The sequence below is a fragment of the uncultured Campylobacter sp. genome (assembly GCF_938030815.1).
GTDB lineage: Bacteria > Campylobacterota > Campylobacteria > Campylobacterales > Campylobacteraceae > Campylobacter_B.
In genome coordinates this window covers 1-11126 of record NZ_CALHII010000152.1, presented here as the reverse complement: position 1 = coordinate 11126, position 11126 = coordinate 1, and the positions used below count along the sequence as shown (strand labels likewise).

Annotated in this window: 8 protein-coding genes; 6 read left to right on the top strand and 2 right to left on the bottom strand. The window is 44.8% G+C overall.

Going from position 1 to position 11126, the window contains the following annotated elements; all coding sequences use genetic code 11:
• Both Q0277_RS06075 and uvrA read right to left on the bottom strand, forming a co-directional pair.
• A partial coding sequence (locus Q0277_RS06075; protein ID WP_297996499.1) for a hypothetical protein occupies nucleotides 1-284 on the bottom strand: 284 nt, incomplete at its 3' end.
• A 21-nt stretch (nucleotides 285-305) separates the two neighbouring features.
• Nucleotides 306-3152: an excinuclease ABC subunit UvrA gene (gene uvrA / locus Q0277_RS06070; protein WP_297996497.1), complete on the bottom strand. Its 2847-nt coding sequence runs from the start codon at nucleotides 3150-3152 to the stop codon at nucleotides 306-308.
• Between the two features lie 74 nt (nucleotides 3153-3226).
• Between uvrA and Q0277_RS06065 the strand changes: the two genes are divergently transcribed.
• The 6 genes from Q0277_RS06065 to Q0277_RS06040 form a co-directional block, all read left to right on the top strand.
• Nucleotides 3227-4294: a hypothetical protein gene (locus Q0277_RS06065; protein WP_297996495.1), complete on the top strand. Its 1068-nt coding sequence runs from the start codon at nucleotides 3227-3229 to the stop codon at nucleotides 4292-4294.
• A 102-nt stretch (nucleotides 4295-4396) separates the two neighbouring features.
• A complete protein-coding gene (locus Q0277_RS06060) occupies nucleotides 4397-4876 on the top strand; it encodes a hypothetical protein (protein ID WP_297996493.1) in 480 nt (159 codons plus the stop codon).
• Between the two features lie 73 nt (nucleotides 4877-4949).
• Entirely contained in the window at nucleotides 4950-6224 is a 1275-nt protein-coding gene (locus tag Q0277_RS06055) for a spore photoproduct lyase family protein (RefSeq protein ID WP_297996492.1), read from the top strand.
• Between the two features lie 289 nt (nucleotides 6225-6513).
• A complete protein-coding gene (locus tag Q0277_RS06050; protein ID WP_297996490.1) occupies nucleotides 6514-7182 on the top strand; it encodes an SDR family oxidoreductase in 669 nt (222 codons plus the stop codon).
• On the top strand, nucleotides 7169-7606 hold the full coding sequence (locus Q0277_RS06045) for a hypothetical protein (RefSeq protein WP_297996488.1): 438 nt from the start codon (nucleotides 7169-7171) through the stop codon (nucleotides 7604-7606). The genes Q0277_RS06050 and Q0277_RS06045 overlap by 14 nt, the downstream gene beginning before the upstream one ends.
• Nucleotides 7607-7791: 185 nt before the next feature.
• The coding region (locus Q0277_RS06040) for a hypothetical protein (RefSeq protein ID WP_297996486.1) at nucleotides 7792-11126 on the top strand (3335 nt) is incomplete at its 3' end.

Genomic DNA, 11126 nt, shown 5'->3' with positions numbered 1-11126 from the left:
TCATAGGCAGAATTCTGATCCGCTTTGGCTTCTAATTCGGCTTTTAAATTTAAAGCGCCAGGATTGGAATTTAGGGTTTCAGAATTTGAAGCTTCGGAATTTGGAGCTCTAGAATTCAGGGGTTCAGAATTCAGGATTTCAAAATTCGAGGCTTCAGAATTCTGAGTTTCAAAATTCGTGACTTTAAAATTTTCGCCGTTAGAATTTTGTTCCAAGCCCCGCCTTGGCTCCTGATGCTGCTTTTGTAGTAGCCTTTTTAATTCCTCAAGCCTATTTTGATCCATTCTTGCCCCCGGTAAGGCGCTTTAACCTCGCTTATTTTTGCTTGCGCTCTTCATCGCCGCTAGCTCCTGCGCCAAAAATTCTCCCGTGTAGCTACCGGTCTTTTTGAAATCTTTTGCGAGCTTTTCTGGGGTGCCGCAAGCGACGATCTGTCCGCCGCCCTCGCCGCCCTCGGGCCCCATATCGATGATGTAATCGCAGTTTTTGATGACGTCTAAATTGTGCTCGATCACAAAGACGGAATTTCCCAGATCGACCAAATGATGCAACACCGCTACCAGGCGATCTACGTCTGCAAAATGTAGCCCAGTCGTAGGCTCGTCTAGGATATACAGCGTGTTGCCCGTGTCGGTGCGGCTTAGCTCCTTGGCGAGCTTGACGCGCTGTGCCTCGCCGCCGCTAAGCGTCGTGGCGGGCTGGCCTAGCGAAACGTAGCCGAGTCCGACGTCCGCGAGCGTTTTTAGCTTTTGATAAATTTTAGGCACGGCTTTGAAAAACTCGAGCGCCTCGTCGATACTCATCGCCAAAACGTCGGCTATGCTTTTGTTTTTGTATAAAATTTCGAGCGTCTGCGCGTTGTATCTCGTGCCGTGACATACGTCGCAAACGACGCTGATATCGGGTAGGAAGTGCATCTCGATCGTGATCTCGCCCTCGCCCGCGCATTTTTCGCAGCGCCCGCCCTTGACGTTGAAGCTGAAGCGGCCGATCTTGTATCCGCGCAGCTGCGCTTCTTTCGTCGCGGCGAAAAGCGCGCGGATCTCGTCCATCACCCCCGTGTAGGTCGCGGGATTGCTGCGCGGGGTGCGTCCGATCGGGGTTTGATCCAGATAGATCACTTTATCTAGGCTCTCAAGCCCCGAAATTTTAGCGTCCTTTACCGCGTGCACTTTCCTCGCGCGATTTAGCTCCTCAAGCGCGGTAGGCAGTATGGTTTGCAGCACCAAGGAGCTCTTGCCGCTGCCGCTAACGCCCGTGATGCCGACTAAATTTCGCAGCGGAAATTTTGCGCAAAGGCCGTGGATGTTATTGATATTTACGTTTTTGATACTTAGCCAAAGCTCCTGCTTGCGGTGCTTTTGGTAGTTTATCTCCTTTTGGTTGTTCAGATACAGCGCGGTTTGCGTATTGCTTTTAAGCAGATGCGTGACATCTCCTGCGAATACGACCTCGCCGCCTAGATTGCCCGCCCCGGGGCCGATATCCACGACGAAGTCCGCCGCCTCGATCGTCTTTTTATCGTGCTCGACGACGATTACGGAATTTCCCTTTTCCTGTAAGCTTCGTAGCGTCTTGATGAGCTTTTGCGTATCGCGCTCGTGAAGCCCGATGCTAGGCTCGTCGAGTACATACATCACGCCGCTAAGACCAGAGCCGATCTGGCTTGCGATACGGATACGCTGTGCCTCGCCGCCGCTGATGGTGCGCGCATCACGCCCCAGCGTGAGGTATCCAAGCCCCACATCCTTTAAGAAAAACAGCCGCTCGTTGATCTCTTTTAGGATTGGCGCAGCGATCTGCGCGTCCTTTTCGCTTAAATTTGAAAACCGCTTCTCGTCGCTGAAAAATTCCACGCAGTCTGCGATACTCATATTTATCACGTCGCCAATGCCCTTGTCTGCGACTTTTACGGCGAGGCTTTCGGGGCGCAGGCGCAGCCCGCCGCAGTCGAGGCAAATTTTTTCGCTCATATACTCGTCCAGATCGCTTTCGTTTTTGAGCAGATCGTAGGCGTATTTGATCGCGCCCTCAAATTTACGCACGAGCTTGTGTTTTTTCCAGTAAAAATCGATCTCTTTGACGCTGCCGTAAAGGATCAGCTTTTTTTGCTCCTCGCTTAAATTTGCATACGGAATTTTGACGTTTATGCCGTTTGCCTCGCAAAATCCGAGCAGAAATTTATAGTAATAGCTCTTGTTAAATCCCGACATTACCTTGATCGCACCGCCCTCGATCGAGGCGTTTTCGTTGATGATCTTGCCCAGATCGAGGCTAAATTTTATCCCCAGCCCGTCGCAGCTCTCGCACGCGCCCTTTGGGGAGTTGAAGCTAAACGCGAGCGGCTCGAGCGGCTTGAATGAAATTTTACAATCAAAGCACGCCATATGCTCGCTGTAGTGGATCAGGCTCTGCGCAAGCCCCAGCTCGGCGGCATTTGCGATCTCCACCTCAAGCTCGCCGAAGCTGAGCTTGAGCGCCTTTTCGACGTCGCTTGCGATACGGATGGAATTTTCCTCGTCTATGATCGTGCGGTCGATGATGACCTTGATCGAGTGTTTTTTCGTCTTGCTTAGCTCGATCTCCTCATCCAGCCGCACCAGTACGCCGTCGATCTGAGCGCGCACGTAGCCCTGCTCGCGCAAGCTTTGCAACATATCGGCGAAGCTGCCCTTTTTCTCGCGCACCAAGGGCGCTCCCAAGATCACCTTTGCGCCGCGCGGCAGCTTCATAATCTCGGCGATGATGTCGCTGGAGCTCATCTTTGAGATCGGCTTACCGCATTTATGGCAGTGCTGCACCCCCACGCGCGCATAAAGCAGCCTCAGATAGTCGTAAATTTCGGTGATCGTGCCCACCGTAGAGCGCGGGTTTTTCGACGTTGTTTTTTGATCGATCGCGATCGCAGGCGTCAGACCGTCGATCTTATCGACGTCGGGCTTGCCTACGCGGTCTAAAAACTGCCTCGCGTAGCTGCTTAGGCTCTCGACGTATCTGCGCTGCCCCTCGGCATATAGCGTATCAAACGCCAGCGTGCTCTTGCCGCTGCCGCTAAGACCTGTAAAAACGACGAGTTTGTCCTTTGGAATTTGCAAATTTATATTTTTCAGATTGTGCTCGCGTGCGCCTGTGATGGTGATGAGATCGTTCATTTTCGCCCTTTTGTGCAAATTAATCTTACATTATAGCTCAAATTGTTAAAATTGCGCTTTTGGAAGGAGCGGCGATGATACTAATCTGTACGGCTTTGCGCTGCGAAGCCCAAGCGATAATCGAGAGTTTTAAACTTACGCGTAGCGGCGATCTATTCGCAGGCGAGCAGATGCTTCTATACATCTGCGGCGTGAGGTTTGGGGCTAAATTTAAAGCGGGTGCGGAATTTGTTCGTCGCGCCGATGCGAACGCGGAATTCGGGCGCGAGCTTCGCAAGGATCGGCGCGGTGCGGATCCAAAATTTAAGCATCGTTCGGGTGCGGGCGCGCTCTGCGACGGCGGCACAGAGGTAGGCTCCGCGCAAAATACGACTGAAAATTTTGAAATTTTAAATTTTGATTCCGTACGGAATTCAGAGCGCTTCGGTGAAATTTTACTTTCGCGGCGCGTGGACTTTGCACTAAACATAGGCGTCTGCGGCTGCGCAGATAAAGGCGTGCGGATCGGCGAGGCATTTTACTTTGACGGCACGGCGGCGCGGGAATTTTGCAGCGAGGACGGATCGAAATTTTATAGCTCGCAGGTTGGGGAACACAGCGAGCAAGCTCTAAAATTTCAAAACGTTTGCGAGCGGAAATTTTGCGGCGCGAGTTTGGACGGCGGGCTACGGGCAAATTTAATCTGCGTAAGCGAGCCTAAAATTTTAAACGCAGCGAAGCAAACTGATGTGGCAAGTATCGCAGCGATCAAGGCATGCGGCGAGATAAACGCACAAGCCCCAACGCAAGGAACGAACGGCGCAGCAGATACAAAAAATTTCACGCGAGGCGCGTCTCAGACTGCCGCACAAAGCGCGACGGGCGGACGCAACGACGCGACGAATACCGCAGCGCGCGCAACACAAAATACGCCGTGCACGGCAAAAGGCGCTACCCGCGAGTGTGCAAATCACGGTATCAGGCTTTACGATATGGAGAGTGCGCTTTTCGTGAGCGCTTGCAAGCGCGCGTGCGTGCCGTGGGCGATGATGAAGATCGTAAGCGATCATCTGCGCGGCGAGCGGCTTTGCAAAAGCTTCGTCTATGAGCTCGTAAAGGCGCGCCTGCCGCAAATCCGCGCCGTGATAAAGGGCAAAATTTAACTATGGGTGCGTGCAAAAAACCTGGCCGAGGGATAAAATTTTAGCCTCGCGCGCCGAATACGACGCGGAATTTTAAGGTATTGCGGAGGCGCAGGAGAAACGATGAAAATAAAAGGCTCTTATCTGTATTTCGCCCTCTTGGCGTGCGCATGCGTCGCGGCCTGCGCGTATGCCGTGGCGGATTTGCTCGCGGATCCGCCCTTGTTGGTCTTTTTAGCTCTTTTGCTAGTATTTTTCTGTATCGGGCTATGGCTAAAAGACGCCCTAATAGGCGTGCGCTACCTATTTTACTGCGTCTGCGTACAGCTACTTTTTGCAGCGGTCATATTCGCCGTTCATAAATTTCCCGCCATGGCGCAGTTTGTGCGCAGTGCCGAGATAGGCGTGGGCGGTGCGGGCATACCGCTAGGTATTGCTCTGCTCGTGCTGCCCGCGTTTTTCTGTGCCCTGCCGTATTACTACCGAACGGACGTCAAAAAAATCCCGCAAAAGTTCACACTCGGCGGAATTGTGATCCTAAACGTCGCTATTACGCTAGCTTACGCCTTCTATTTCGAGCGACTATTCTGCGGCGCGATCTGAAATTTCAACGATTTTCAGTGACGGTGCGCGAAATTTAAGTATAATTTGCAAAATTTAAACGAAGCGGAGCAAGATGACGGAGGCAAAAAAGGAGCTAGGCACGCAGTTTGGCGTGAATCTGAGCGAGCGATCAAGCGCATTTTTGGGCGCGCTATTTGATAAATTTCACTTTTCATTTCAGCAAAAAAAGCAACTTGCGGAGTTTGCGAGCGATTTTGAGGCGTGGGGCGAGACGCCCGTTTATGAGCTACTTGCGAGCGAGCGGTGCGAGTTAAATTTTAATAAAGCCAAATTTAATAAAGCAGGGAAAGTCCCAAACGGCGAGCAAATTTTTAATTTCGTGCGCGAAGCCTGGCTTGAGCTTAAGTCGCGCCCGCACTCGTATGCAAGCTTCAAAAGCGATTACGCGCCGAGAAAATTTGAAATTTCCTCCTTTCGCGCGGACCGCATCGCTTTGGGGCGCTGCCCGGTGGTGAGCGAAAACACGCGCTGCTGCAATCTGCTGACGCTCGATGCGGTCAATTCGTGCGGCTTTGACTGCTCGTATTGCGCGATCGGCTCCTTTTACAAGCACGGAAAAATCGGCTTTGACGAGAATTTTGCGGCAAATTTAGCGCGCCTGCGGCTCGATCCCGCGCGCAGCTACCACATCGGCACGGGGCAGAGCTCCGACTCGCTTATGTGGGGCGATCGCTTCGGCATTTTAAGCGCGCTAACGGACTTCGCGGCGCGGCATCAAAACGTGATTTTGGAGCTTAAAAGCAAGTCGAACAACATCCGGTTTTTCCTGCAGCGCGAGATCCCGCGCAACCTCATCGTCACCTTTTCGCTAAATACCCCCGCGATCATAGCGAACGAGGAGCATCTAAGCGCGAGCCTGGATGCGCGGCTGGCTGCAGCCGAAGCGCTCGCGGCGCGCGGCATTTTGGTGGGCTTTCACCTCCACCCGATGGTTTGGTACGAGGGGTGGCGGAGTGATTACGGCGCGCTTTTTGAGCGGCTGCTACGCTGCTTCGATCCAAGCGGCGTCGCGATGGTCTCGCTCGGCACGCTTACCTTCATCAAACCCGTCGTAAAAAAGCTGCGCTCGCGGGGGCTACGGAGCAAAATTCTGCAGATGCCCCTTGCGGACGCGAACGGCAAGCTATCCTACCCGCTGCAGATCAAGTGCGAGCTTTTCAAATTTGCCGCGGACGCGCTTTCGCCGTGGCGGGAGCGGGTGTTTTTCTACCTCTGCATGGAGGATGCGAGCCTGTGGCGCGAGGTCTTGGGGCACGAGTACGAAAGTAACGACGCGTTTGAGGAGGCGATGAAAGCGGCGTATTTCGCAAAGATACGGCAGTGCTAGACGCGCTGTTTGTCGCAGATGTCGCGGCTTGTGCCGGCTCGCATGCGGCGACGAGAATACGGCGCGAAATTTGCGGCGAGCGAGCGGCGATGAAATTTTACAAAACGGCGGCACAGCAAAATGTCCGCGGGCTAAATTTAAAATTTTATCCGACGAGGTCGCGGCGCGAAATGTTTAGGCCGCGCAAATTTAGCGGCAAATACAGCGGGTAATAAATTTAGCGCAGTGAAATTTACTCGGCGCGCAAAACTTAACGCGCCGAAGCGGCATTAAAATTAAAGGAGAAAAGATGAAAGCATTGATCACCGGCGCAAGCGGCGGTATCGGCAGCGCGGTTGCGGAGCTTTTGCGGCAAAACGGCTATGAAATTTTAACGCTAGCCTCACGCTTCGAGGATACGGACGCGCTGGCGAAGGAGTGCCGTGCGCTGGCTGCGACGCAGGGTATCAACGCGCTGATTTTATGCGCGGGTACGGCGAAATTTGCGCCGCTTGAAGCGATGAGCGAGAGTGAAATTTTAAAAATTTTAAACGTAAATCTTGCCGCAAACATCATCATCTCGCGCGCGTTTTTGCCGAATTTAAAGCGCAACCGCGCCCATATCATCGGCATTAGCTCGATCGAGGCGCTACGATATAGCCGCTTTAGCGCGGTTTATAGCGCGAGCAAGGCGGGGCTGCGGGCGTTTCTGCTCTGTCTTTTCGAGGAGGCGCGCAAGCAGATCAGAGTAAGCTGCATCAACCCGGACATCACCAAAACGCAGTTTTACGAAGATTTGAACTTCGAGCCTGCAGATGATGAGGCAAGCTTCGTGGATGCGGGGGAGATTGCAAATTTTACGCTGCAAATTCTGCGCACGAAGTCCAACGTGAGCGAGTTTACGATCCGCCCGCAAATCGTAAATCTGCGGAAAAAATCAAAATTTAATCGCGAAGGGGGCGAGCTTGAAAATCGGTAAAAGTCATGTTTTTGTGCTAGCCGTGGCGCTTCTTATTATTTATGCCGCGTTTGTAAGCGGTAGCGGCGGGTATTGTAGCGCGAGGGAATTTTTTTCAGGCAGGCACGACGAAGAGGATGACGCTTGCATCGCCAAGCTGATAAAGCGCGCAGACGACGGAAATAGTTTTGCAGAAAGTAGGCTTAGATACCCAACTATGGAATATATCAAGGAAGCGCTCTATAAGATTGCCAACTTTCCCTCAGTACGCTTCTATGAGGATTTGCAAACACCTCATTTCCAAGCCCTCGTTCCTTGCCAACAAGCCCTCATCACCCATCCCGAAGGCGATAAGGCGTACGAGGTACAGAGTTTCTTTTGGGAGAGATACATTTGGACGGTGGTAATCCCCCTTTTCCCCGAAGGGGAAGAGTGTAGCAAGTGAAGCATTCCCCCTTCGGGGGTTAGGGGGATTAACAATTAAAAACTATTAAGGAAAAACAACCTTAATGAATTGTCCTCTTCTTTTAAAAAAGATATAACTACAAAAAATTATAGAATAAAATTAATATTTTTATCAGGTAATAAAAAAATTAACGTATATTTGCCACGAATATATACAATATAATCATGGAAAGAATATATGAAAAGGGTCTATATGACTTAGATTTAGAAGGTATATTGAGATACCTTGGGCATGACAACAATACCTTTATAGGGCAAGTAAAAAGAGAAGATAACAAATTTTTTCTAGTGAATTTGTATTCAGATGATGAGGAACAGAAAGGAAAACTATTGGTGGATCTTTTATATGGAGATAATATAAGAGTAAGTATAGAAAAAAGTATTGAACTTGATGAAAATAATTTTTACAAAATAAGAATCTTTTTATTTCTAAAGGAGACACGTCTAGCACAAGGAACTCCTTTTCTTTTTTTCGCACAAATTATTGAAAATGTTCAAAGGAATCCTTATGAGATAGACGTTGATCAAGCTTTTAAAAAAAATGATAATCCTAGTAGTAATCGTAACTTAGTTAGAACATTGGCAGAGGTAGGAAGAGGGATGTATTCTTTAAAAGATAGGATGTTCTTTGAATTAATACAGAATGCTGATGATGCTTCCTCTAAAGGAGGTGTTTTATTAGATGTTTTTACAGAAGGAGATTATCTGATAATAAGCCATGATGGATTTAATTTTGATAGAAATGATTTTAAAGCTATTAATTCATCAGCTAATGGTACTAAAAAAGCAAATGAAAATAAAACAGGTTATAAAGGAATAGGATTCAAATCTGTTTTCACAGATTCAGAAGAAGTTTTTATAAAAACAGGAGGATATCAATTTAAGTTTGATAAACATGATTCTCGTTTTTCTGATTTTGAGTCTTTTTATTTTTTTGTAAGAGAAATAAATAGTGAAGAAAGCAGAACCAATTTCCTAAACAAATTTGCAGATGAAAAGAAAGAATTTAATGGAGTGAAGGATATCCCATGGCAAATAGTTCCTATTTGGGTTGATAAATTCCCAGATGAACTATTTCCCTACTTCACAAAAAATGTATCAATTGCTCTAAAACTTGGAAAGAACAATATAGAAGGAGATAAAGGCTATAAAAAAGCCATAGAGGAGATTATTGAAAACCCAAAATTTGTTTTATTTCTTAGAAACACCAAACAAATTCTATTTAATGGAGGTATTATTAGGAAAAAAGAGAATGATAATAAAATCATACTTGAAAATTCAAAAGGGAATAGTATAGATACATTTGAAAGAAGAAACTTTGAAATAAAGTTTGATGAAAAAACTTTTGAGAAAAGAAAAATAGATATCAGAATAGATCTCAAAAAAGATAATGAGAATGATAAGCCTATATCTGTATTTGTTGACTTAAAAAGAGAAGAAATAGAAAATATTCCTAAAAAGATCTCTATGAATAATGCTACAGAGATTTCTTTTGCAGTAGCTACATTTGGGGCTGATGGGGGGATAAATCCAGACAAAAAATGTTCTAATATTTCTTTATTTGCTTTTCTACCAACCCTTGTAAAGGATTTTAAATTTCCTTTTTATATCAATGCAAATTTTATCTTAGATTCGCCACGTCAAAGAATATTAGGAGATAATCCTTGGAATTGTTTTCTAATGCAAGAGATTGCTATACAAATGGTTAATTGGTGTGCTGAACTATCCGCAAGAGGAGAGAAAAATGCGTTAAATATACTAATTACGAAGGAATTTAGTGAAAGAGATGCAGATACTAGACAGCTTGCTGAAAATTTCAATGAGTATTATAGGAGAGCACTTGAAGAAACCCCTTTTATTCTCAATCAATCAGGAAAAATAGTTAAGCAAGAAGATATAATCATTGATGATACAAGTCTTTCCAAAATAATAGGAGCAGATTTGTTCTGTGAGATATTAGATACTCAAAAACAATTACCTTCTTCTAAGATAGATATTTCAATATTAGAAGAAAATATTTTTGAAGATATTGAACATATATCAACAAAAGATGTTATTTCTATATTTGCTGGCAATACAACATTGAATGATTGGTTTATTGATGCGGATGATACTGAAAAAGAACATTTTTATGAGTGGTTAATTGATAACAAAGCTAAAAATATAGTTGAGTTATTACCTATATTTAGTTTTGAGAATCAATGGATCTCTTATAAGGAATATCAGGATAGCAATAGTTATCTTATAACTACAAATAAAATAGCTCCTATTAAGGGTATTCTATCAAAATTAGACTATCAGTGCTCTGATAATTTATTAGAAGAACACCCTTTAAAAGATTTTTTCAATTATAGAGGAGAAGAATGGCTTTTTGAAAATATAGTTAAACAAGAAATAACCTCCTTGTTAGCAGAAGAAAAATTAGAACTTATTAAAGCTCTAAGAGAGTTTAATGGTGTAGGAAAGGAATCTATAGCAAAGATGGTAATATTTTGTAATATAGAAGGAGAAGCCAAACCTCTTAATCAAATGCTTCCATATAGAGAAGAATATCCTGATTGGTTAGCACCTTATGTAATCTCAAAAGAGGAAAACTTTTCAGAGCTAAGAGAATATCTAGTAAAAGAAGAAGATGAATTCTCAGAAATTATATGGAATATCCTTGAGAAAATAGAAATCCCCATATCCGTATTGTATAATGAGTACAAATGGACAGATAGTCGGTATACAAAAAAACTTATAGATAAAAAAGAATATTCAGAAGAAGCCTTGCTGCCTATTATAGAGGAGGCAGACAAAAATACACAACAATATTTTCTAAATAGTATTTCTAAAATAGAATTATCAGAAGGAGCTTACTATACAAAAGAATCTTCTACCTATAGAATTTTGCAATTAGCTCTAAAAGTTTATGATGATATTTCTGATTTTACAAAGAAGATATTTTTTGAAGATAGATGTATTAGAGAGTTTTCTGTAAAAGATGAAGTAATATGTACATATAAAGAAGATAATGTAGAGAAGAGGGTGATTATGCATTTATCTAGATTATTACCAGAATATCATCAATCAGATGCTACTGATAAGATAAAAAAATTATTTGAAGATAAAAAAATATTGTATAAATTCTTTGAAGCAAAAGAAAAAAATCAATACGAGATATGTAATGAAATAGAGAAGATAACTTCGAACGAACTTTCTGCTTATCAATATCTGTTTATAATATATTATAAAAGAGAAAAGAGAAAATATTACAATCACTATGTTCCTAATATAGATTTAGCTCAAACAACAGAGGATTTTGTCTTTGATATAATAGATTTTCTATATCAAAATAAAATTAAAATAAGCTTAACAATCCCTTTTACTTACCATCTCTGGAGGTTTTTTTATGAAAAATATTTTAATAATGAATACATTCTTGATACAGAAAGGTTATTACCAAATATAGAGAAGTGGGCAAATACTCCTGAAAAAAAGAGTTATTTAAAAAGTAATGG